16 protein-coding genes and 5 tRNA genes are annotated in these 22,861 nt (G+C 71.1%); 14 read left to right on the top strand and 7 right to left on the bottom strand.

The annotated features are described in order from the left end of the window. Positions 1-74: 74 nt before the first annotated feature. The 4 genes from ABZZ04_RS01885 to purM all read left to right on the top strand — a co-directional run bounded on the left by ABZZ04_RS01885 (position 75) and on the right by purM (position 4,746). Positions 75-713 carry a helix-turn-helix domain-containing protein gene (locus tag ABZZ04_RS01885; RefSeq protein ID WP_356930203.1) on the top strand — a complete coding sequence of 213 codons (639 nt, stop codon included), beginning with the start codon at positions 75-77 and terminating at the stop codon, positions 711-713. 101 nt (positions 714-814) lie between these two features. Continuing rightward, the gene (locus tag ABZZ04_RS01890) at positions 815-1,615 is read left to right on the top strand and encodes a sterol carrier family protein (protein WP_356930204.1); all 801 of its coding nucleotides are present in this window, start codon (positions 815-817) and stop codon (positions 1,613-1,615) included. 470 nt (positions 1,616-2,085) lie between these two features. Then, positions 2,086-3,612, top strand: a complete 1,527-nt coding sequence (gene purF / locus ABZZ04_RS01895) for an amidophosphoribosyltransferase (protein WP_356930205.1) — start codon at positions 2,086-2,088, stop codon at positions 3,610-3,612. A 60-nt stretch (positions 3,613-3,672) separates the two neighbouring features. Beyond that, positions 3,673-4,746 (top strand): phosphoribosylformylglycinamidine cyclo-ligase, encoded by a 1,074-nt coding sequence (gene purM, locus ABZZ04_RS01900; protein ID WP_356930206.1) that lies wholly within the window; start codon positions 3,673-3,675, stop codon positions 4,744-4,746. Positions 4,747-4,982: 236 nt separating this feature from the next. Here the strand turns inward: purM and ABZZ04_RS01905 are convergent, their stop codons facing one another. Next, positions 4,983-5,237, bottom strand: coding sequence for a DUF3073 domain-containing protein (locus ABZZ04_RS01905; protein WP_356930207.1), 255 nt, complete (start codon positions 5,235-5,237; stop codon positions 4,983-4,985). 315 nt (positions 5,238-5,552) lie between these two features. Further along, complete coding sequence (locus tag ABZZ04_RS01910) at positions 5,553-6,644, bottom strand: Glu/Leu/Phe/Val dehydrogenase dimerization domain-containing protein (RefSeq protein ID WP_356930208.1); 1,092 nt, start codon at positions 6,642-6,644, stop codon at positions 5,553-5,555. A 172-nt stretch (positions 6,645-6,816) separates the two neighbouring features. On the opposite strand from ABZZ04_RS01910, the gene ABZZ04_RS01915 reads away from it, so the two are divergent. Beyond that, a complete protein-coding gene (locus ABZZ04_RS01915; protein WP_356930209.1) occupies positions 6,817-7,659 on the top strand; it encodes a hypothetical protein in 843 nt (280 codons plus the stop codon). A gap of 545 nt (positions 7,660-8,204) precedes the next feature. Further along, positions 8,205-8,411 (top strand): developmental transcriptional regulator BldC, encoded by a 207-nt coding sequence (gene bldC, locus ABZZ04_RS01920; protein WP_003949541.1) that lies wholly within the window; start codon positions 8,205-8,207, stop codon positions 8,409-8,411. 1,027 nt (positions 8,412-9,438) lie between these two features. Here the strand turns inward: bldC and ABZZ04_RS01925 are convergent. Together ABZZ04_RS01925 and hrpA are read right to left on the bottom strand one after the other, a co-directional pair. Further along, positions 9,439-9,513: transfer RNA gene (locus tag ABZZ04_RS01925), tRNA-Asp, on the bottom strand. Positions 9,514-9,640: 127 nt separating this feature from the next. After that, entirely contained in the window at positions 9,641-13,576 is a 3,936-nt protein-coding gene (gene hrpA / locus ABZZ04_RS01930) for an ATP-dependent RNA helicase HrpA (RefSeq protein WP_356930210.1), read from the bottom strand. Positions 13,577-13,835: 259 nt separating this feature from the next. Here hrpA and ABZZ04_RS01935 point away from each other — a divergent pair, with 259 nt between their 5' ends. From ABZZ04_RS01935 to ABZZ04_RS01945, 3 genes are all read left to right on the top strand, one after another. Continuing rightward, positions 13,836-14,246, top strand: coding sequence for a hypothetical protein (locus ABZZ04_RS01935; protein WP_356930211.1), 411 nt, complete (start codon positions 13,836-13,838; stop codon positions 14,244-14,246). 66 nt (positions 14,247-14,312) lie between these two features. Next, a complete protein-coding gene (locus ABZZ04_RS01940; protein ID WP_356930212.1) occupies positions 14,313-15,158 on the top strand; it encodes a DsbA family protein in 846 nt (281 codons plus the stop codon). Next, positions 15,155-16,006 carry a cytochrome c biogenesis CcdA family protein gene (locus ABZZ04_RS01945; protein WP_356930213.1) on the top strand — a complete coding sequence of 284 codons (852 nt, stop codon included), beginning with the start codon at positions 15,155-15,157 and terminating at the stop codon, positions 16,004-16,006. Before ABZZ04_RS01940 ends, ABZZ04_RS01945 begins: the two co-directional genes overlap by 4 nt. A 38-nt stretch (positions 16,007-16,044) precedes the next feature. On the opposite strand, the gene ABZZ04_RS01950 is transcribed toward ABZZ04_RS01945, so the two are convergent. From ABZZ04_RS01950 to ABZZ04_RS01960, 3 genes are all read right to left on the bottom strand, one after another. Further along, positions 16,045-16,121 (bottom strand) — tRNA-Phe (locus tag ABZZ04_RS01950). Positions 16,122-16,143: 22 nt separating this feature from the next. Then, positions 16,144-16,218: transfer RNA gene (locus ABZZ04_RS01955), tRNA-Asp, on the bottom strand. A gap of 38 nt (positions 16,219-16,256) precedes the next feature. Continuing rightward, positions 16,257-16,329, bottom strand: a tRNA-Glu gene (locus ABZZ04_RS01960). 281 nt (positions 16,330-16,610) lie between these two features. Between ABZZ04_RS01960 and ABZZ04_RS01965 the strand changes: the two genes are divergently transcribed. The 5 genes from ABZZ04_RS01965 to ABZZ04_RS01985 all read left to right on the top strand — a co-directional run bounded on the left by ABZZ04_RS01965 (position 16,611) and on the right by ABZZ04_RS01985 (position 22,816). Continuing rightward, a complete protein-coding gene (locus tag ABZZ04_RS01965; RefSeq protein ID WP_187438680.1) occupies positions 16,611-16,961 on the top strand; it encodes a metallopeptidase family protein in 351 nt (116 codons plus the stop codon). Positions 16,962-17,197: 236 nt separating this feature from the next. Continuing rightward, the gene (locus tag ABZZ04_RS01970; protein WP_356930214.1) at positions 17,198-17,788 is read left to right on the top strand and encodes a hypothetical protein; all 591 of its coding nucleotides are present in this window, start codon (positions 17,198-17,200) and stop codon (positions 17,786-17,788) included. Between the two features lie 239 nt (positions 17,789-18,027). Continuing rightward, complete coding sequence (locus tag ABZZ04_RS01975; protein WP_356930215.1) at positions 18,028-20,199, top strand: DEAD/DEAH box helicase; 2,172 nt, start codon at positions 18,028-18,030, stop codon at positions 20,197-20,199. 257 nt (positions 20,200-20,456) lie between these two features. After that, positions 20,457-22,595, top strand: a complete 2,139-nt coding sequence (locus ABZZ04_RS01980) for a VCBS repeat-containing protein (protein ID WP_356930216.1) — start codon at positions 20,457-20,459, stop codon at positions 22,593-22,595. Positions 22,596-22,743: 148 nt separating this feature from the next. Further along, positions 22,744-22,816 (top strand) — tRNA-Lys (locus ABZZ04_RS01985). Positions 22,817-22,861: the final 45 nt, after the last annotated feature.

Raw genomic sequence — 22,861 nt, forward strand, 5'->3', positions numbered from 1 at the left:
TCACCATGACCCATGAAAATGTATCCGGTCAAGAATTAATCCGGGCTCAACTTTCATCCTGGTACAGTGATGCCATGACCGAGGGGATGAGCCTGCGCGAGCGCAAGAAGCTCCGGACGCGCCACCGCCTGCTGGCCGCGGCCACCGAACTCTTCGCCGGGCGCGGCTTCGACCAGGTCTCGGTCGCCGAGATCGCCGAGGCCGCCGAGGTCTCGAAGATGACGGTCTTCAACTACTTCGCGAGCAAGGAGGACCTGGTCCTCTCGCCGATGGAGGAGCACGTCGGCGACGTCGCGCGGGTGGTACGGGACCGGGCGCCCGGAGAGTCCGCGCTGGCCGCCGTGCGCGCCCAGTTCCTGGACGCGATGGAGCGCCGCGACCCCTCGGTCGGGATGAGCGACCTGCCGATGGTGCTGGAGGTGCGTCGGCTGATCCAGGAGACCCCGGCGCTGTTGATCAGGGCCCATTCGTTCGCCATGCGCTCCTTCGAGCTGCTCGCCGAGGTCCTGGTCGAGGAGGGGCAGGAGCCGCCGATCGCCCGGATCGCGGCGGCCCAGCTGATCGGCACCCGCAACTCGCTGATACAGGCGAACCAGCTGCGGCTGCTGGCGGGCGACCGGGCCGACGAGATCGCCCCGGACGCCGCCGAGCTCGCCGAGCGCGGCTTCGGCCTCCTGGCCGGCGGACTGGGCGACTTCGCGATCCGGAACTGAACCGACGGCTCGCGGCCGGTCATTTACGGCCGACCGCTCACGGCCGGCCACCTGTCGCCAACCGCCGACCGGGGCGCCGGGCAGGACGTAGGCTCCCGGGCATGCCGCCGTCCCGGAAACGCGCCCGCCGCTACGACCCGGCCCGGACCCGCAGCGCGGTCCTGGCACAGTTCGCCCACGTCCGCGGGGCCGTCCGCACCCTGACGCCCGAGCAGCTCGCACTGCCGACCAGGCTCGGCGACTGGACCGTGCGCGAACTGGCCGTGCACCTGACCATGGGGCTCTTGCACCTCACCCGGAACCTGGAGCTGCCGCCGCCCGCCGCGGCCGGGCCCGATCTGGAACTCCTCGACTGGCCGTCCTCGACCGCGGACCGGGCCGCCCCCATCGCCGACGGCACCAGGGAGCTCGCCGCGGCGACCCCGGACCTGGACGCGTTGTACGAGGAGGTCACCGGGCGGTTCGAGGAGCTGGTGCCGGACGTTCCCGACGACCGGCTGCTGTCGGTCCCGGCGGGGACGATGCGACTGGCCGACTTCCTCGTCACCCGTACCGTCGAGCTTGTCGTGCACACCGACGACCTGAACGAGGCGACCGGCCTGGACGTCCCGTACGACCGGCAGGCGCTCGCCGCCTGCACCCGGCTGCTCGCCGACGCCCTCGCGGAGAAGGCGCCGGGCGGCGCGGTCGAGGTGCGCGTCCCGCCGTTCGCCGTGGTCCAGTGCGTGCAGGGCCCCAGGCACACGCGCGGCACGCCGCCCAACGTCGTCGAGACCGACCCGCTCACCTGGATCGGGCTCGCCACCGGCCGTACGCGGTGGGCCCGGGCCCTCGACGCCGCCAAGGTCTCCGCGAGCGGCGAACGGGCCGACCTCGAAGCCCTTCTGCCCCTGATGGGCTGAGCGGTCCCGCGCCGGTGAACGGTCCGGACGCGCCACCCGGAATCCCGTCCACGGGCCGCAGCCGGCAGGACCGTACGACGCACGGACCCGGCGGCGCGGCCCGCGGACCCGGCGACACGATCCGCGAACCGGCGAGTAGGGCGGAGTTCGGTGTGAGGCTCGCCACGAAACGCACGTTCGGCCGGGTTCCGCGACGGCCCGTCGGCCGGTTCACCGAGCGCCACCATCGGGCCCGGCGCGCCCCCGTGCCGAATGGCCGGAACTCGCTGGTCCCAGGGGCGCTGATCCGCGCAGCCGCCGCCCTGTGGCCGGTCCGCGCCCCGTCCCCGGCGCCCGCCGGAACCCATGGACGGTCACTTTGAGTGATCACCCGGAAGGGGTCCCGCACCCCCCTCGGGAGCGCTTCCCCGGTGGTCCGGCGCGGTGTCCCGAATTCGGACCAGTGGTCGACCTCGCCTACACTCGGTGGCGTGCCTCGTGGTGATGGACGACTCAACCACGACCTGCTCCCCGGAGAGAAGGGCCCCCAGGACGCTTGCGGCGTCTTCGGTGTCTGGGCTCCGGGCGAAGAGGTCGCCAAGCTCACCTATTTCGGACTGTATGCCCTGCAGCACCGTGGACAGGAGTCCGCGGGCATCGCAGTGAGCAACGGGTCCCAGATCCTGGTCTTCAAGGACATGGGACTGGTCTCGCAGGTCTTCGACGAAACGTCCCTGGGATCCCTCCAGGGCCATATCGCGGTCGGTCATGCCCGCTACTCCACCACCGGTGCCTCGGTGTGGGAGAACGCGCAGCCGACGTTCCGTGCCACCGCGCACGGCTCGATCGCCCTGGGTCACAACGGCAATCTGGTCAATACGGCCCAGCTCGCCGAGATGGTCGCCGACCTTCCCCGCAAGGACGGCCGCGCCACCCAGGTCGCCGCGACGAACGACACCGACCTGGTGACCGCCCTGCTCGCCGGCCAGACCGACGACGACGGCAAGCCGCTCACCATCGAGGAGGCCGCCGCGAAGGTGCTTCCCGGGGTGAAGGGCGCCTTCTCCCTCGTCTTCATGGACGAGCACACCCTCTACGCGGCCCGCGACCCGCAGGGCATCCGCCCGCTGGTCCTCGGCCGGCTGGAGCGCGGCTGGGTGGTGGCCTCCGAGACCGCCGCCCTGGACATCTGCGGCGCCAGCTTCGTCCGCGAGATCGAGCCGGGCGAGCTCGTCGCCATCGACGAGAACGGCCTGCGCACCTCGCGCTTCGCGGAAGCGAAGCCCAAGGGCTGTGTCTTCGAGTACGTCTACCTGGCCCGCCCCGACACCGACATCGCCGGGCGCAACGTCTACCTCTCCCGGGTGGAGATGGGCCGCAGGCTCGCCGCCGAGGCGCCGGTCGAGGCCGACCTGGTCATAGCGACACCGGAGTCCGGCACCCCCGCCGCGATCGGTTACGCCGAGGCCAGCGGCATCCCGTTCGGCGCCGGACTGGTGAAGAACGCCTACGTCGGCCGGACCTTCATCCAGCCCTCCCAGACCATCCGGCAGCTCGGCATCCGGCTCAAGCTGAACCCGCTCAAGGAAGTCATCAAGGGCAAGCGCCTGGTGGTCGTCGACGACTCGATCGTCCGCGGCAACACCCAGCGCGCACTGGTCCGGATGCTCCGCGAGGCCGGTGCCGCCGAGATCCACATCCGGATCTCGTCCCCGCCGGTCAAGTGGCCGTGCTTCTTCGGCATCGACTTCGCCACCCGCGCCGAGCTGATCGCCAACGGCATGTCGGTCGAGGAGATCGGCACGTCGATGGGCGCGGACTCGCTCGCGTACATCTCGCTCGACGCGATGGTCGAGGCGACCACGATCGCCAAGCCGAACCTGTGCCGCGCCTGCTTCGACGGCGAGTACCCCATGGAGCTCCCGGACCCGGAGCTGCTCGGCAAGCAGCTGCTGGAGACCGAGCTGGCGGCAGGCCCGGCGGCGACCGCCGCGACCGACGCGCTGCGCCGCCCGTGACGGCCCGGCCGTACACCTCCGGCCACCAGCCCCGTATCTCCACACGAAAGATCCCAGGCAATGTCTGAGACAACAGGTGCTTCCTACGCGGCAGCGGGCGTCGACATCGAGGCCGGCGACCGCGCCGTCGAGCTGATGAAGGAGTGGGTGAAGAAGACGCAGCGCCCCGAGGTCGCGGGCCTCGGCGGCCTCGGCGGCTTCGCCGGCCTCTTCGACGCCTCGGCCCTCAAGCGCTACGAGCGTCCGCTGCTGGCCTCCGCGACCGACGGCGTCGGCACGAAGGTCGACCTCGCCCGCAAGATGGGCGTGTACGACACCATCGGCCACGACCTCGTCGGCATGGTCGTCGACGACCTGGTCGTCTGCGGCGCCGAGCCGCTGTTCATGACCGACTACATCTGCGTCGGCAAGGTCCATCCCGAGCGGGTCGCGTCCATCGTGAAGGGCATCGCCGAGGGCTGTGTCCTGGCGGGCTGCGCCCTGGTCGGCGGCGAGACGGCCGAGCACCCGGGCCTCCTCGGACCGGACGACTTCGACGTCGCCGGCGCCGGCACGGGCGTGGTCGAGGCCGACCGGCTGCTGGGCCCGGACCGCATCCGCGAGGGCGACGTGGTGATCGCCATGGCGTCGTCCGGTCTTCACTCCAACGGGTACTCACTCGTCCGCCACGTCGTCTTCGACCGGGCCGGCTGGTCGCTGGACCGCCAGGTCGAGGAGTTCGGCCGGACCCTCGGCGAGGAGCTCCTGGAGCCCACCCGGATCTACTCGCTGGACTGCCTGGCCCTCACCCGCACGACCGAGGTCCACGGCTTCAGCCACGTCACCGGCGGCGGCCTGGCCAACAACCTGGCCCGGGTCATCCCGGACGGACTGCACGCCAGGGTCGACCGTTCCACCTGGACGCCCGGCGCGGTCTTCGACGTGGTCGGCCGGACCGGACAGGTCGAGCAGCTGGAGCTGGAGAAGACGCTGAACATGGGCGTCGGAATGATCGCGATCGTCCCGGCCGAGTCCGTGGACGCGGCACTGACGACGCTGGCCGACCGCGGGGTCGACTCCTGGGTCGCGGGCGAGATCATCGGGCGCGGGGCCCACACCTCGGGTGCGGAGCTCGTCGGCGAGTACGCCCGCTAGGCATCGATGGGACACCGGGACGACCTGGTGCGACACGGACGTGCACACCGGGACCGCCCGGTGTGCACGAAGTCCCCGACCCCCTCGACCACCGGAATCCCGGCAGGTCGGACGGTCGGGGAACACACCGTGGCCACCGGATCCGGTACGCGGGTCACACGGGTGAGGACCGGGCCGGGGCAGCACAGAACCCGGCCCGGGACAGGCCCGGACCGGGTTGATGTGTCAGCGCGAGGTCAAGCGCCGCGGCGCTGTGACGACGGACCGGACTTTTCGTCCTCGTCCTCGTCCTCGTCGTCGTTGTACAGATCCGCGTACTGTGCGTACGGGTCATCCTCCTCGTCGTCCTCGAACGGCTCCGCGTTCGGTGGCTGACTCGAAGGTGATGCGCCCAGCTCATTGGCCAGACGCGAAAGGTCAGTCCCGCCGGTGCTGTACTTCAGCTGGCGGGCGACCTTGGTCTGCTTGGCCTTTGCCCGGCCGCGCCCCATGGCTCGACCCCCTCGGTGACGGGGCTCGACGGCCCCAGAGTCTTGACACGCGTTCATGTTTCAGGACGGACTCTCGCATGGAGAGACCGTGCCCGTAGGGCTTCAACGGTACCTGCTTCCGCGGCCGTACGGTACGTCGCCCGCATCACGCACCCCGGAAGGAGACCTGCGAGGAGCCCCGTCCTCGCTGGTCAACTGCGATTTTAACCTCTTCTTGGCGGGCGACCCGCCGACCGGCGTGAGTCTCGTCTCGCCGGTCGGCGGCCGCTCGGCCCGACCCGTCGCCGCACGCGTACGGCGACGGGTCGACGACCCTCAGCTACGGCGTGCTTCGGCCATCCGCTGCTCGGCGATCCGGTCGGCCGCCGCGGCCGGCGGAATGCCGTCGGCCTTCGCACGTGCGAATATGGCCAGCGTGGTGTCGAAGATCTTGGTCGCCTTCGCCTTGCACCGGTCGAAGTCGAAGCCGTGCAGCTCGTCGGCGACCTGGATGACACCGCCCGCGTTCACCACGTAGTCGGGTGCGTACAGGATGGCGCGGTCCGACAGGTCCTTCTCGACGCCGGGGTGCGCGAGCTGGTTGTTGGCCGCACCGCACACGACCTTGGCGGTGAGCACCGGGACGGTCTCGTCGTTCAGCGCGCCGCCGAGTGCGCACGGGGCGTAGATGTCGAGGCCCTCGGTGCGGATCAGCGCGTCGGTGTCCGCCGCGACGGAGACCTCGGGGTGGCGTTCGGTGATCCGGCGCACGGATTCCTCCCGGACGTCCGTGATCACGACCTCCGCACCGTCCGAGAGCAGGTGCTCGACCAGGTGGTGGCCGACCTTGCCGACTCCGGCGACCCCCACTTTTCGGCCACGCAGCGTCGGGTCGCCCCAGAGGTGCTGGGCCGAGGCCCGCATGCCCTGGAAGACGCCGAAGGAGGTGAGCACCGAGGAGTCGCCGGCGCCGCCGTTCTCGGGGGAGCGGCCGGTGGTCCAGCGGCACTCGCGGGCGACGACGTCCATGTCGGTGACGTAGGTGCCGACGTCGCAGGCGGTCACGTAGCGCCCGCCGAGCGAGGCCACGAACCGCCCGTAGGCGAGCAGCAGTTCCTCCGTCTTGATCTTCTCCGGGTCGCCGATGATGACGGCCTTGCCGCCGCCGTGGTCGAGACCGGCCATGGCGTTCTTGTACGACATGCCGCGCGCGAGGTTCAGCGCGTCCGCGACGGCCTCGCCCTCGGAGGCGTACGGGTAGAAGCGGGTGCCGCCGAGGGCCGGGCCCAGGGCGGTGGAGTGGATGGCGATCACGGCCTTGAGGCCGGTGGCACGGTCCTGGCAGAGCACGACTTGCTCGTGGCCCCCCTGCTCCGAGTGGAACAGGGTGTGCAGTACATCAGCAGGCGCGCCGGTCACATCGGTCACTGTGGTGACTCCCAAGTACGAAGCGGCGGAGGACCCTCCTGAAGGTGGGGAGGGCCGCGGACCGGCCGACACGGCAGGTCCGCGGCAAGAGCGTAAGTCCTACGCGCACGTAGATCTGTTCCGGTGCCGAGATCACCCCCCGGCGGAGTACCGGCATGACACGATCTGCTGCATGTCGGTGGTGTCTTCGGTGCTCGTTCCCTACGCGTCCTACCTCCGGGTGTACGAGCCGCTGGCCGCCTTCCCGGAGCCCGAACGGAGCCACTGGGCCCGGTACGCGGAGCGCTCCGGGCGGCCCACGGCCCAGGACGAACTGCGCCGTTCGCTGGCCGACTTGGCGGCCACGCCGCCGGTCGGGGTGCCGGCGCACGAGAGCGGGGACGCGTTCGTCGTCGAGACGGACGGGGTGGTGTGCGTCTGCCCGTGGCGGACCAGACTGCGCGGCTGGCTGGCCCTGGAGGAGCTGGCGGAGATGTTCCCCGCCCCCGTGCTCGACGCGGTGCTGCCGCCGGTGGTGCGCGGGCAGGCGGTCGCGGACCACGAGCGGTGGGCGGAGCGGAATCCGGACGCCAGGCCGTGGATCCGCACCTCGGTGTGGCAGGTGCCGGTGCGCTGGTTCGTGCTCTTCTCCGACGAGGAGCGGGAGTACGCGGCGGGCGGCGACGGCGCGGTGCCCGTGCTGCGGTACCGGACGCCCATGGTGCAGGCCCGGCGCCGGCTGGCGCGGGCGCTGCGGACGATGCGGGAGGCGGTGGACGAGGGTCCGCTGATCGAGGGGCTCGTGGACGTGGGGCGCTGGCTGGAGGAGTTCCACCCGCGTGCGCTGGTCGAGCTGGACTACGCGGGTCTGGTGCACGCCCTGCCGGCCGGGCAGCTCGCCGGGGACCGGTCGGCCGCCGACGTGGCCGAGGGCATCGAGGCGCTGCGGGCCGGCGACACCGAGGGGGCGAGTGCGGCGTACGGACGGCTGGCGGAGCGCTGGCGGGCGGTAAAAGATCGTCAGTTCGCGAACTGACGGGGCGCGATCCGCGTCCGAGATCTTGTATCCGTGCGATGTGAACCGGCGGCCCGTGCGGCCCGTGCGGCCCGTGGGGACGTGGAGGCGGAAGTTTGTCCGGGACCTACGTCCCGAACCGGGCCTTTGCCTCAAGCGTGATGGATAGCACTAACTGGGCCCTTGCGCCGTTCCCTACTCCTCGTGCCAAAATAGGACAAGGAGTCCGGGGAGGGCTCCTTCCGCCCAACTAAGGGCGGATTGCTCTGCATTGCACGCTATGGGGGGTCTGGTGACTCCTGATCGCTCTGTGACTGATCGTCACGGCGGTGTGACTGTCCGCTATGGCATGGTCCATCGGCTTCCGTCGCTGATGAACACCTGGGAGGGCAATTCCATCGGTTTGGCCGACGTGGCTGGACGGATGGTGTAGTTGTAGTGCCGAGGACAAGCCGTTCGTCCTATAACCGACTCGGCCCGCGTCCGCCATTTCGGGCAACGCGGGTCAAGGTGCAGAATTTAGAGGAAAGAACCGAGATGGTTCGGTTCTCCCGAGGAGGCCGCTCATGACTGCTCGCACCCCTGATGCCGAGCCGCTGCTGACCCCGGCTGAGGTTGCCACGATGTTCCGCGTGGACCCGAAGACGGTTACCCGCTGGGCAAAGGCCGGCAAGCTCACGTCCATCCGTACGCTCGGTGGACACCGCCGGTACCGCGAGGCAGAGGTCCGCGCACTGCTTGCGGGTATTCCGCAGCAGCGCAGCGAGGCCTGACACACCCCCTGCGTCGCGCAACAACCGGGCTTCCGGGTCCCCCAATCCGTACAGCCCACCCAATAGCTCCAAATGACGGGCGCCCGCCCCAACGGGCGCCATACCTGTGAAATGCGGGTGCGTCGTTCGATCGCGCTGGACTCCGCCGGGTCCAGCGCGATCTTTTTGTGCCCGCGCACGCCCGTGTGTTCCTGTGTGCGCCCGTACGTTCCCGCGTACGCCTGTGCGTACGCGCCCGTGCGTTCCCGGGTGCACCTGTGTGCACCCGTGTGTTCGGGTGCGTTCCCGCGCGGGGTCCGCGCGCGACCGGGCCGGACCGTCCGAGGAGGCCGGGACGGGGGTGGGCCCGGACGGTCCCACGGGACTCTCGTCCGAGTGGTGCAATTGCACATATTAAATTCGGCAGTTGTAGGACAGGTGTAAGGTCACCCCTTCTCAAAACTGTTTGAGTGACTCGCGTCACACCGCACAAGTCCTGCTGCTGACGAGCCTGCCACCGCCGGGAGGCGGAACGCCTCGCCATTGGTCGCCCGGCGGGGGGACTTTCGTCCCGGCTTTCCCATGCGCGGGGATTTTTGCCCCGGCCCTCCCGGGCGCCTCCGGCGCCTCGGGAGCGGTACGGGTGATCCGGGGAGGGAAACGGGCCCGAAAGGCCGTCAGGAGCCCCCTGGCGGGCCGTGTGGGCCCGCCCATGGATTGCCGGTGCCGGTGCCGGGTCGACGGCGGCGCGGGGTGGCCGGCCGGGGTGCGGGCGGGAGGCGGCGGGGCGCCCGGGAAGGGCGGCCCGCCGACGGCCCCGTACGGGAGTGCCGGCGGGCGGCGGTCCGGTACGGACGCGGGGCGGGGTGGCGGGAGTCCGAGGGGGATGTGCGGGCGGGCGTGCGGGCGTGCGTCGCCATGCGGGCCCCGGTGGATCGCCGCCCGCACCGGAGAAGGGGCGGCTGCCGACACCTGACTGCTCGTCGGCGATCGCCGGGGTCGGGACGCGCGAAAGCCCGGATCCAGGGGATCCGGGCTTTCGTCACTGCGGTCCTGACGGGATTTGAACCCGCGGCCTCCACCTTGACAGGGTGGCGAGCACTCCAAACTGCTCCACAGGACCAGGTTTTCGCTGCCTTCCTTGCGGCTGGCTGCGAAGACAGACTGTACAGCAGGTCAGAGGGTCAGGTCGAACTCACCGATGGTGGTGGCTCCGTCACGGTGGAAGAGGCCCGTCCGGACGGGCCCGCTCACGGCGCCGCCGCGTCGATCGCCTTCACGATGCGCTTGTCGGAGACCGGGTAGGCGGTCCCCAGCGCATGGGCGAAGTAGCTGACCCGGAGCTCCTCGATCATCCAGCGGATCTCCAGGACCTCCTGCGGGACGGGCCTGCCCTGCGGCAGCTGTTCCAGCAGCCAGGCGTACTCGTCCTGCATCTCGTGGATCTTCTCCATGCGCGTGGTGTCGCGCTGGGCGGCCGTCGGCATCTGCTGGAGCCTGCGGTCCGCGGCGACCAGGTAGCGCATCAGGTCGGGCAGCCTGCGCAGCCCGGTCTTCGTGACGAAGCCCGGCGGCACGAGGGCGGCGAGCTGGTCGCGGACGTCGGTGACGTTGTCGACCAGGACCAGGCTGTTGGTCGCCTTCAGCCGCCGCTCGCAGGACTGCCAGGCGGCCAGCACCTGCTGGACCTGCTTGACCGCGTGCTCGGTCAGCGCCACCAGGTCGGTGCGCACCTTGTCGTACAGCTTCCGGAACGACTCCTCGTCCCAGGCCGGACCGCCGTGCGCCTCGATCAGCCGGTCGGCGGCGGCCGTCGCGCAGTCCTCGAAGAGCGCCTGGACGGAGCCGTGCGGATTGCGGGACAGGGCCAGCTTCTGCTGGTTCGTCAGCTGGTCCGAGGCGAACTTCGCCGGGTTCACCGGCACGTTCAGCATGATCAGCTTCCGGGTGCCGAGCCGCATCGCCCGCTGCTGCTCGGCCTCGGTGTCGAAGAGCCGCACGGCGACCGTGTCGCCCTGGTCCACCAGGGCCGGGTACGCCTTCACCGGCTGGCCGGCCCTCCGGGTCTCGAAGACGCGGTTCAGCGTGCCGATCGTCCAGTCGGTGAGGCCCGAGCGCTCGACGGACTCGCCCGAGGGGCCCGCGCTGGCCGCGGCGGCCTTGGAGAGGGCCTGACGGGCCTTGGGGCGCAGCCGGAGCCGCAGCGCCTCCAGGTCCTTGTCCTCGGCCACCTTGCGGCGCCGCTCGTCGACGATCCGGAAAGTGATCTTCAGGTGGTCCGGGACCCGGCCCAGGTCGAAGTCGTCGGCCGAGACCGGGACGCCGACCATCTGCTGGAGCTCACGGGCGAGCGTGACCGTCAGCGGCTCCTGCAGGGGCACGGCCCGGTCGAGGAACCTGCCCGCGTAGTTCGGCGCGGGGACGTAGTGCCGGCGGATCGGCTTGGGAAGGGAGCGGATCAGCTCGGTGACCACTTCCTCGCGCAGGCCGGGGATCTGCCAGTCGAAGCCCTCGGAGGTGACCTGGTTGAGCACCTGGAGCGGGACGTGGACGGTCACGCCGTCGGCGTCCGTACCCGGCTCGAACTGGTACGTGACCTTGAACTTGAGCTTCCCCTGCCGCCAGGAGTCCGGGTAGTCGTCCTTGGTGACGGCCCCGGCCTTCTCGTTGATGAGCATCGAGCGCTCGAAGTCCAGCGCGTCCGGCTCGTCCCGGCGCTTGTGCTTCCACCAGGAGTCGAAGTGCGCCCCGGAGACCACGTGGTCGGGGATGCGCCGGTCGTAGAAGTCGAAGAGGGTCTCGTCGTCCACGAGGATGTCGCGGCGCCGGGCGCGGTGCTCCAGCTCCTCGACCTCGCCGAGCAGCTTGCGGTTGTCGTGGAAGAACTGGTGGTGGGTCCGCCAGTCGCCCTCGACCAGGGCGTTGCGGATGAACAGGTCGCGCGAGGTCTCGGCGTCGATCCGGCCGAAATTGATCTTGCGCTGGGCGACGATCGGCACCCCGTAGAGCGTGACCCGCTCGTACGCCATCACCGCCGCCTGGTCCTTCTCCCAGTGCGGCTCGCTGTAGGTGCGCTTGAGCAGGTGCTGGGCCAGCGGTTCGATCCACTCCGGCTCGACCCTGGCGTTGACCCGGGCCCACAGCCGGGACGTCTCGACCAGCTCGGCCGACATCACGAACCGCGGCTGCTTCTTGAAGAGCGCCGAACCGGGGAAGATCGCGAACTTGGCGCTGCGGGCGCCCAGGTACTCGTTCTTCTCGGTGTCCTTCAGCCCGATGTGCGACAGCAGCCCGGCCAGCAGCGAGGTGTGCACCGACTGCTCCGGCGCGTCCTCCTCGTTGAGGTTGATGCCCATCTGCTTGGCGACGGTGCGCAGCTGCGTGTAGATGTCCTGCCATTCGCGGATGCGCAGGAAGTTCAGGTACTCCTGCTTGCACATCCGGCGGAAGCTGGAGGAGCCGCGTTCCTTCTGCTGCTCGCGGACGTACCGCCACAGGTTGAGGAACGCCAGGAAGTCGGAGGTCTCGTCCTTGAACCGGGCGTGCTGCTGATCGGCCTGGGTCTGCTTCTCCGCGGGCCGTTCGCGCGGGTCCTGGATGGAGAGTGCCGCCGCGATCACCATGACCTCGCGGGTGCAGCCGTTGCGCTCGGCCTCGATCACCATGCGGGCCAGCCGCGGGTCGACGGGCAGCTGCGAGAGCTTCCGGCCGAGCTGGGTGAGCCGCTGCCCCTTCTTCCCCTCCTGGGGGGACTTCTCGTCCAGATCCAGCGCGCCCAGCTCCTGGAGGAGCTGGATGCCGTCGCGGATGTTGCGGTGGTCCGGCGGGTCGATGAAGGGGAACTTCTCGATGTCGCCGAGGCCGGCCGCGGTCATCTGGAGGATGACGGAGGCGAGGTTGGTGCGCAGGATCTCGGGGTCGGTGAACTCGGGACGGGTCAGGAAGTCGTCCTCGGAGTACAGCCGGATGCAGATGCCGTCCGACGTACGGCCGCAGCGGCCCTTGCGCTGGTTGGCGCTGGCCTGCGAGATCCGTTCGATCGGCAGCCGCTGGACCTTGGTGCGGTGGCTGTAGCGGGAGATCCGGGCGTTGCCCGGGTCGATCACGTACTTGATGCCGGGCACGGTCAGCGAGGTCTCGGCGACGTTGGTCGCGAGCACGATGCGGCGGCCCGTGTGGCGCTGGAACACGCGGTGCTGCTCGGCGTGCGAGAGCCGGGCGTAGAGGGGGAGCACCTCGGTGTGGCGGAGGTTGCGCTTGTTCAGCGCGTCCGCGGTGTCGCGGATCTCCCGCTCCCCGGAGAGGAAGACCAGGATGTCGCCGGGGCCCTCGGTCTGCAGCTCGTCGACGGCGTCGCAGATCGCGGTGATCTGGTCGCGGTCGGAGTCGTCCCCTTCCTCTTCGAGGAGGGGGCGGTAACGCACCTCGACCGGGTACGTGCGCCCGCTGACCTCGACGATCGGGGCCTCGCCGAAGTGGCGTGCGAACCGTTCGGGGTCGATCGTCGCGGAGGTGATGACGACCTTCAGGTCCGGGCGCCTGGGCAGCAGCCTGGCCAGGTAGCCGAGCAGGAAGTCGATGTTCAGCGACCGCTCGTGGGCCTCGTCGATGATGATCGTGTCGTAGGCGCGCAGCTCGCGGTCCGTCTGGATCTCGGCGAGCAGGATGCCGTCCGTCATCAGCTTCACGAACGTCGCGTCGGGGTTCACCTGGTCGGTGAAGCGGACCTTCCAGCCGACCGCCTCGCCCAGCGGCGTCCGCAGCTCCTCGGCGACGCGCTCGGCGACCGTACGGGCCGCGATCCGGCGCGGCTGGGTGTGCCCGATCATGCCCCGGACACCGCGCCCCAGCTCCATGCAGATCTTGGGGATCTGCGTGGTCTTGCCGGATCCGGTCTCCCCGGCGACGATCACGACCTGGTGGTCGCGTATCGCCTCCAGGATCTCGTCCTTCTTCTGGCTGACCGGGAGCTGGTCCGGGTAGGACACGGCGGGTACCCGGGCGGCACGCAGCGAGAGCCGTTCGGCCGCCTTGGCGGCCTCGGCGGCGATCTCGTCCAGCACGGACTGCCGGGCCTCGGGCTTGCGGATGCGGCGGGCACCTTCGAGCCGGCGGCCGAGCCGGTGCGCGTCGCGGAGCGAGATCTCTCCGAGCTGGGACTGGAGATCGGCGAAGGAAGTAGACATACGGACCCCAGGATCTCACTCGGGCCCGACGAACGGCGAACGTATTTCGTGCGGCCCCGGTCACCACGTCGCCGCGATCACCGCATCGGTGCATCCGTGTGCCGACGCGTCCGCGGGCCCGGGGCACGGCGGGGAGACGCGGAAACGCAGCACGTACCATTTCGGGCAGCCGAGTACCCGGCCCATGTCCCGTCGTTCCCGCCCGTTGCTCCTGTCCGTCGCTCCCGCCCGTCGTCCCCGTCCGGAAAGGCCGGTCGCCGTGTCCCGTACGCAGTGGTGCTGCCTGATGGCGGTGGTCGCGGTCGTGCTGGGGCTGTTCTGCGGGTCGGTCGCGATCGTCCCGGGCGGCTCCGGCGGCGCGTCCGTGACCGCCGCGGGGGTGCCGACGGTCGCGCCGGCCGGACACGACCTCGATCCCGGTCCGGCAGTGGCGTCCGCCGACGGGCAGCAGCAGGTGCCCGGGTGCGGCAGGGGCAAGAAGCACGACGGCAGCGAGCCCTCCCTCCCGGGCCGGGCCCGCGCCTCGTACGACCAGGCCCCCGGCCTCGCCGAGTGGGGCCTGCCCGCGGCGATCGGGCAGGGGCCCGTCCGCCCGCCCGCGCTGATCGGGCTGCGCGGACCGGAGCCCGCCGCCCCCACTCCCGTCGAGCTCTCCGTGCTGAGGGTGTAGAGGACCGCCCCACCCGGCGGTCCCTTCCCCTCCTTTCCCTTCCACCCGCTCAGCACGGAGTCCCGCATGTCCAAGTCCACGCCCTCCCGTACGCCCGCCCGCCCGTCGCGGTCCAGGAAGCCGGTGCTCTACGGCGCCGGGGTCGTCCTGGCCGCCGCGCTGCTCGGCTACGCCTCCTACCGGGCCACCGCCCCCGACTCCACGGGTTCCACCGCGTCCTCCCCGGCCGCCGACGTCACCGCCGAGCCGGACGCCGGTGTCTATCCGGAGCTGGCGAAGCTGGCCCGGCGCGACGCCGGCGACAAGCTCGCGCAGGGCCGGGCGGACGCCCCCGTGGTCCTCATCGAGTACGCCGACTTCAAGTGCGGCTACTGCGGAAAGTTCGCCCGCGACACCGAACCCGCCCTGGTGAAGAAGTACGTCGAGAACGGCACCCTGCGCATCGAGTGGCGCAACTTCCCGATCTTCGGCGCCGAGTCCGAGGCCGCCGCGCGCGCCGCGTGGGCCGCCGGGCAGCAGGGCCGTTTCTGGCAGTTCCACGCCGCCGCGTACGCGGAGGGGGCCAAGGAGAAGGGCTTCGGCGAGGACCGGCTGAAGGAGCTCGCCCGGCAGGCCGGGGTCGCGGACCTCGCCCGGTTCGCACGCGACGCGGACAGCTCCGCCGCCTCGGCCGCGGTGGGCAAGGACCAGGAACAGGGGTACGGGATCGGCGCGACCTCCACCCCGTCGTTCCTGATCAACGGCCGCCCGATCGCCGGGGCCCAGCCCCTGGAGACCTTCACCGAGGTCATCGACGCGGCGGCGAAGCAGGCCCGCAGGACCGAGGACGCCAAGGGTTCTGGGAGCGACAAGGACGCGGGGAACGACAAGGACGCGGGGAGCGGCGAGGACGGCGCGGAGCGCGCGAAGTGACGGCCGACATCGGCTACTTCGCCGCCTTCCTCGGCGGGCTGCTCGCCCTGGTCAGCCCGTGCAGCGCCCTGCTGCTGCCCGCCTTCTTCGCGTACTCCGTCGACTCGGCCTCGCGGCTCCTGGCCCGCACCGGCATCTTCTACGCCGGTCTGGCCACCACCCTGGTCCCGCTCGGCGCCGCGGGCTCGTACGCCGGGCGGCTCTTCTACGGTCACCGCGACGCGCTCGTCCTCGGTGCGGGCTGGCTGATCATCGCGCTCGGTGTCGCGCAGATCGTGGGCCTGGGCTTCGCCTCGCGCCGGATCGCCGCCCTCAGCGGCCGGATCCGCCCCACCACCGCCCTGTCCGTCTACGCGCTGGGCGCCGTCTACGGGCTGGCCGGATTCTGCGCGGGCCCGATCCTCGGCAGCGTCCTCACCGTGGCGGCGGTCAGCGGCAGCCCGGTCTACGGCGGGCTGCTGCTCGCCGTGTACGCCCTGGGCATGGCGGTCCCGCTCTTCCTGCTCGCCCTGCTCTGGGAACGCTTCGACCTGGGACGCCGTGCCTGGCTGCGCGGCCGCACCTTCAGGATCGGCCGTTTCGAGGCGCACACCACGAGCTTGCTGTCCGGGCTGTTCTTCATCGGCCTCGGCGTGCTGTTCCTGGTGTTCGACGGCACGACGGCGCTGCCCGGACTGCTGGACGTGGACGATTCGTTCGCCGTCGAGCAGTGGGCCCAGCGGATGGGCGAGCGCGTGCCGGACGCCATGGCGCTGGTCGCCGTGGTCGCGGTGGTGCTGCTGTTCCTGGCGGTACGGGCGTGGCGCGGCCGTACCGGCGTGAACTCGGCCGACCGGGAAGAGGCCTGATACGACGAAGGCCCCGTCCATTGGACGGGGCCTTCGAATGGTGGCTGGGGCCGGGATCGAACCGGCGACCTATCGCTTTTCAGGCGATCGCTCGTACCAACTGAGCTACCCAGCCACGCAGCTCAACAGGGCTGCAGCGGTCCTGACGGGATTTGAACCCGCGGCCTCCACCTTGACAGGGTGGCGAGCACTCCAAACTGCTCCACAGGACCAAGCTGTTGTGCGACTAAGTGTCGCACAAGGTTGTGCGTGCCCCCAACGGGATTCGAACCCGTGCTACCGCCTTGAAAGGGCGGCGTCCTGGGCCACTAGACGATGAGGGCAGAACTGCTTTTCCTTCAACCCGGGGGTTTCGGGACGGTCGAGTCCTGACCGGCGCCCTTGGGCACGTCGGAGACTGTACTACGGCGTTTCGGGGTCAGCCAAACCGAATAGGTGACAGGGGTGCGCCGGACGGGTGCCCCACCGGCGTACGGGGGCTGACCTCGGCCGTCGCCGCCCCGGGGCGATCCGCGCCCGCGCCCGCGGCGGGCCCGCGGCCGACGGGGCGGCGGGGGTGCTCCGGACCGGGGCGCACGGGCGGGGCGTACGGGACAATGGCGGGGTGCTGGAGATGACGCGCGAAGAGTTCGAAGAGCTGGTCGCCGAGGCGCTGGACCTGATCCCGCCGGAGCTGGCGCGGCTGATGGACAACGTCGCGGTGTTCGTCGAGGACGAACCGGACCCGAGTGATCCGGAGCTGCTCGGGCTGTACGAGGGCACACCGCTGACCGAGCGCGGCGAGTGGTACGCCGGGGTGCTGCCGGACCGGATCACCATCTACCGCGGGCCGACGCTCCGGATGTGCGAGTCCCGCGACGACGTCGTCGCCGAGACCGAGATCACCGTCGTGCACGAGATCGCCCACCACTTCGGCATCGACGACGAGAGGCTGCACGCGCTCGGCTACGGGTGAGCCGGAGTCGGCCACGGGTGGGCCGGGGCCGACCGCGCACGGGCCACCGACGGGGCGGCGGCGCACGGCCCCTCGCGCACGGCCACTCCGGGAAACCCGCGTGTTTTCGGACACGGGGCGGTGTGCGGGCCGGGGCGGGGGCGTGTCCCCGGCGGGGGAAGGGGAGTTGGGCACGGAAGTCCCGCCCGCTCCTTCCGTACCGCTCCGCCCCCTTCGTGCTCCCGGAGGTGCCTCCCGTGCGCCAGTTCCCCGCCCCCGTCCGATGGGCGACCGTCATCGCAGCGACGGTCGCCGCGTCCGCAGGCTGTATGAGCGTCGGTGACGACGAGGGGAGCGGCACGAAGCCCGCCCCCTCGCCGTCGCGGTCCTCCGGGACGGAGGGGAGCGCGGCGCGGCCGGACGGCGGCACCGTGGCGGGCACCGGCCGCATCCGGGCCGGGGGCGGCCGGGCCGAGGCGCACTCCGACTCCGAGCGGGAGGCCGCCGGGTCGCCGGAGCCCGGCGCTTCCAGCGGGTCCCCGGCCGCTCCCGGCGGCGGGCGCCCGGGAGCGGAGCCGGGTGGTCCGGAACCGACGCGGGGCGGCGGGACGCCGGCGCCTCCGGCCTCGTCCCCCGATCCCGGGGTGCCGCAGCCCTCGGGCACCCCGACGCCGTCCGCGCCCGCGACCACCGAGCCGCCGACCCCCGTCGAGCCGCAGCCCTCCGAGCCGCCGTCGCCGCCGTCCGCCTCGCCGGCCGCCCGGTTCCGCGGCGAGGCGATGGCCGCGCCGTACGGTCCGGCGGTGCTGCGGACCCCGGAGGTGTCGCCGCAGGTGAGGCCGGTGTAGCGGGGTGCCGGAGGAGGCCGGTTTGCGCAATGTGGGAGGGAGTGCGTATGGTAGTAGATCGTTTGATCCCATTGCCCGGCGCCGAAACAGAAGCGCGCCGTGTGGCGCGTACTCTCCCTTGCCGTGGCTGGACCGCATTGAGGCGGTCGAAATTGCGAATCACGGAGTTACGGGCGCGTGCCGAGACTCCGGAAGGTTTCGCATTTCGCATGTCAATTTCCAGTTCTGACCGCACCGTCATGCCCGAGAGCATCGAGAACGACGAGCTCGTCGAGGCCGCGGAGGCCGTCGTCGCCGAGTCCGTCGTCTCCGTCGAGGCGGACGCCCCCCTGGCCGAGCAGGCCGACACCGACGCCGCCGACGCGGACGCCGAGCCGACCATCACCTTCGCCGACCTGGGCCTGCCCGAGGGCATCGTCCGCAAGCTCGCGCAGAACGGTGTGACGGAGCCCTTCCCGATCCAGGCCGCGACCATCCCGGACGCCCTGGCCGGCAAGGACATCCTGGGCCGCGGCCGCACCGGCTCCGGCAAGACCCTCTCCTTCGGTCTGCCGACCCTGGCCGCGCTGGCCGGCGGTCACACCGAGAAGAAGAAGCCCCGCGCGGTCATCCTGACCCCGACCCGCGAGCTCGCGATGCAGGTCGCGGACGCCCTCCAGCCGTACGGCGACGTGCTCGGCCTGAAGATGAAGGTCGTCTGCGGCGGTACGTCGATGGGCAACCAGATCTACGCCCTGGAGCGCGGCGTCGACATCCTCGTCGCCACCCCGGGCCGGCTGCGCGACATCATCAACCGGGGCGCCTGCTCCCTGGAGAACATCCAGGTCGCCGTCCTCGACGAGGCCGACCAGATGTCCGACCTGGGCTTCCTGCCCGAGGTCACCGAGCTGCTCGACCAGATCCCGGCCGGCGGCCAGCGCATGCTCTTCTCCGCCACGATGGAGAACGAGATCGGCACGCTGGTCAAGCGCTACCTGGACAACCCGGTGAGCCACGAGGTCGACAGCGCCCAGGGCAACGTCACGACCATGACGCACCACGTCCTCGTCGTGAAGCCGAAGGACAAGGCGCCGGTCACCTCCGCCATCGCCGCCCGCAAGGGCCGCACCATCATCTTCGTCCGCACCCAGCTGGGCGCCGACCGCATCGCCGAGCAGCTCGTCGAGGCGGGCGTCAAGGCGGACGCGCTGCACGGCGGCATGACGCAGGGCGCCCGCACCCGGGTGCTCGCCGACTTCAAGGACGGCTACGTCAACGCGCTCGTCGCGACCGACGTCGCCGCCCGCGGCATCCACGTCGACGGCATCGACCTGGTCCTGAACGTGGACCCGGCCGGTGACCACAAGGACTACCTGCACCGCTCGGGCCGTACCGCGCGGGCCGGCAAGTCCGGTGTCGTCGTGTCGCTGGCGCTGCCGCACCAGCGCCGTCAGATCTTCCGCCTGATGGAGGACGCGGGCGTCGACGCCTCGCGTCACATCGTCGGCGGCGCGGGCGCCTTCGACCCGGAGGTCGCCGAGATCACCGGCGCCCGTTCGCTGACCGAGGTGCAGGCCGACTCCGCGAGCAACGCCGCCAAGCAGGCCGAGCGCGAGGTCGCCGAGCTGACCAAGCAGCTTGAGCGCGTCCAGCGCCGCGCCGGTGAGCTGCGCGAGGAGGCCGACCGCCTCGTCGCCCGTGCCGCGCGCGAGCGGGGCGAGGACCCCGAGGCCGCGGTGGCCGAGGCCACCGCCGAGGCGGAGGCCGCTGTCGAGGCCGCCGTCTCCGTGCCGGAGCAGCCCGCCCGCGACGACCGTCGCGACGAGCGCGGCAACTTCGAGCGCCGGGACAACCGCGGGCACGACCGCCGCGACGACCGTCCGTCGTTCAACCGGGACCGTCGCGACAACGACCGTGGTGGCCGTTCCTTCGAGCGTCGTGACAACGACCGTCCGTCGTTCAACCGCGACCGTCGCGACAACGACCGTCCTTCGTTCAACCGGGACCGTCGTGACGACCGCGGTGGCGACCGTGGTTTCCAGCGTCGTGACAACGACCGCCCGTCGTTCAACCGCGACCGTCGCGACAACGACCGTCCCTCGTTCAACCGGGACCGTCGCGACGACCGTCCGTCGGGCGGCTTCCGCTCCTACGACCGTCGTGACGACCGCGGTGGCCGCTCCTTCGAGCGTCGTGACAACGACCGTCCGTCGTTCAACCGCGACCGCCGTGACGACCGTCCGTCGGGCGGCTTCCGCTCCGGCGGCAGCGACCGTCCGTTCAACCGCGACCGTCGCGACGACCGTCCCTCCGGCGGCTTCCGCTCCGGCGGCAGCGACCGTCCGACCGGTCGCCGTGACGACCACCGCGGCGGCGGCACCGGCTCCTTCGGCCGCCGCGACGACAAGCCGCGCTGGAAGCGCAACGGCTGAACACCGTGAGGACCCGCTGAGGGTCCGCTGAACGGTCTGCGGAAAGCGGGCCCGCTCTTCACGAGCGGGCCCGCTTTTCTTTTCACTTCCCTCACACAAGTAACCGCTGCTAGCATCCGGCGACTTGCACAGGGGCGGGGCCGGGGGGCTTTGCGAGCTCTGTGTGACTCCTTTGCGGCGGGCCGCCGTTGATCACCTGTGCCCTTCGTTTCTTCGTGTCTTCATGCCCTCGGGTATTTCGGGGAGGACTGACCCTTTTGGCTCGCCTTGCTTCTCCACGCGGCCATGGCGCCCGGCGCCGTATCGCGACGCTGGCCGCCCTCACCGTGGCCGCGGCCGGTCTCGGCACGGTGCCGAACGCCGTTGCCGCGGACGCGCCGGCGCCCATCGCGACGAGCGGTGTCTGGGGCATCGACTTCGCCGGCGGAGTACTGAACACGGTGGAAATCGCCCCGAGCGGACCGCAGTTCGCGTTCGCCCGCCAGGTCTCCCCGGGCGGGACGTCGGTGGGTGCCCCCACCTCGATGGGGTACGTGGACGCCTACGCGACCGGCGCGCACACGAAGCGCGTGCCGTGCGACGCCGGTTCCTGCGTGCCCCTGTACGCCACCGGCAACGGCCACCTGGGCCGCTTCTTCGTCGACGGCGGCAAGGAACGCGCCCAGGTCTGGACGACGGCGAACACGTTCCACAGCTCCGAGGAACCCGCGGTGACCGGTGGCCGGTTCGTGGACGCGACCGGGCGCTACTTCGTCCACGAGGCGGCGTCGACCGGCAAGCAGTACATCGACGCCGTCGGGGTCCGCTGGTCGGACGTGCGGACGACGCGGCCCATCACCGCCGCCTCGATCTGGGGTTCGGCGCTGTGGACGGCCGCCTCCACCGCCGGGGTGGTCACCGCGACCGACCTCGAACAGAAGAAGGTCGTCCAGACCGTCGCCACCGGCGCCCCGTGCGTGATCGAGGAACTCCGGACCGTCGGCCGCTGGATCTACTGGAACTGCGGCCCGGACGGCGCCGCCGGGGTGTACGACCGCACGGCGAAGAAGAGCGTCACCGTGCCGTCCGGCGCCGCGCTCGTCGGCGACGGCTACCTCGTCCGGCACGACCGCACCGCCGGGAAGCTGCTGCTCACCGACTTCCACACCGGGACGGTCGCACCGCCCAGGGAGATTGCGGACCTGCCCGCGGGCGGCACCGCCGACCAGCGACGGCTGACCTGGGCCGTGGACAAGTTCGGCGGCGACATCGCGTACGTCGGCCCGGACAAGGCGATCCGGATCGTGCCGAGCGGGGTGCCCACGCAGCCGCTCGCGAAGATCGAGTCGGACGTCAACGCCGGGTACATCGACCTCAAGAACACCTCGGGCGGCCGGCGCTGGGAGAGCAGCTGGCAGCTCAACGCGCCCGCGACCTGGACCTTCGTGGTGAAGGACCTGCGCGGACGTACCGTCCGCACCATCTCCGGCGGCCCCGGCGCCGGGATCGAGGTCGACTGGGACGGCCGGACGGACAAGGGCACCCACGCCTTCAACGAGCTCCACACCTGGACGCTGACCGCCAGGGCCGTCAAGGGCGGCGGCACGTACACCACCAGCGGGAAGATCTCGGTCGGCGGCGGTCTCCAGGGCCACCACGACCAGGGCGGCTGGGACTTCGGCGAACTGGTCACGCTCAACTCCGTCGGCGGACTGACCCTGCACTACACCGAGGGCAAGGGGAAGTTCGACTGGAAGCGCTCCGGCGCCGGCTGGCCCAAGGGCACGGTCGCGGTCCCGTTCGGGGACATGGGCAGCGACCGGTGCGCCGAGATGCTCGTACGGATGCCGAACGGGGAACTGCGCCGGTACAACGGCAAGTGCGGCGACTCGTACACGCCGGGCAGCGGCCACACCTCGCTGGGCACCGGCTGGAACGCGTACAACGTCCTGACCGTGCCCGGCGACCTGACCGGTGACGGACGCCCCGACCTGCTCGCGCGCAAGGCGTCGACCGGCGACATCCACCTCTTCGCCGACGACGGGAACGGCAGGCTGAAGCCCGGCGTGAAGATCCGCTCGGCCTGGAACGGCTACTCGAAGGTCGTGGGCGCCGGAGACCTCGACGGCGACGGGTACGGAGACGTGCTCGCCCACGACAGGAAGGACGGCACGCTCTACCGCTACGACGGCACCGCGAGCGGCCGGCTGAAGGAGCGGGTGAAGGTCTTCGCCGCGTGGGGAAGGTCGTACGACGTCATCGTCGGGGTCGGGGACATCACCGGCGACGGGAGGGCCGACATCGTCGAGCGGGACAGCTCGGGCAACCTCTTCCGCAACAACGGCAACGGCAAGGGATCGTTCGGCTCGCGCACGAAGATCGCCACCGGATGGCAGGGCTACAAGGGGATCTTCTGACGCGAGGGGTTCCCGGCGTCCGGCGGCCGTGCCCCCGGGTGCCGGGAGCCCCTTCGGAGCATCAGGTTTCCGCCATGACGGGGCCCGGTAACCGATACCCGATCGGCGGCCGGGTTCCGGCGGGCTATGCTCAGGGGTGATTCGCCGAGGGCCGTTAGCTCAATTGGCAGAGCAGCGGACTTTTAATCCGTTGGTTGTGGGTTCGAGTCCCACACGGCCTACCGATGGCGGGGGAGCGGTTCGTCCCTCCCACCCGTGCTCCGACG

It is taken from the genome of Streptomyces sp. NPDC006435 (assembly GCF_040612315.1).
Classification (GTDB): Bacteria; Actinomycetota; Actinomycetes; order Streptomycetales; family Streptomycetaceae; genus Streptomyces.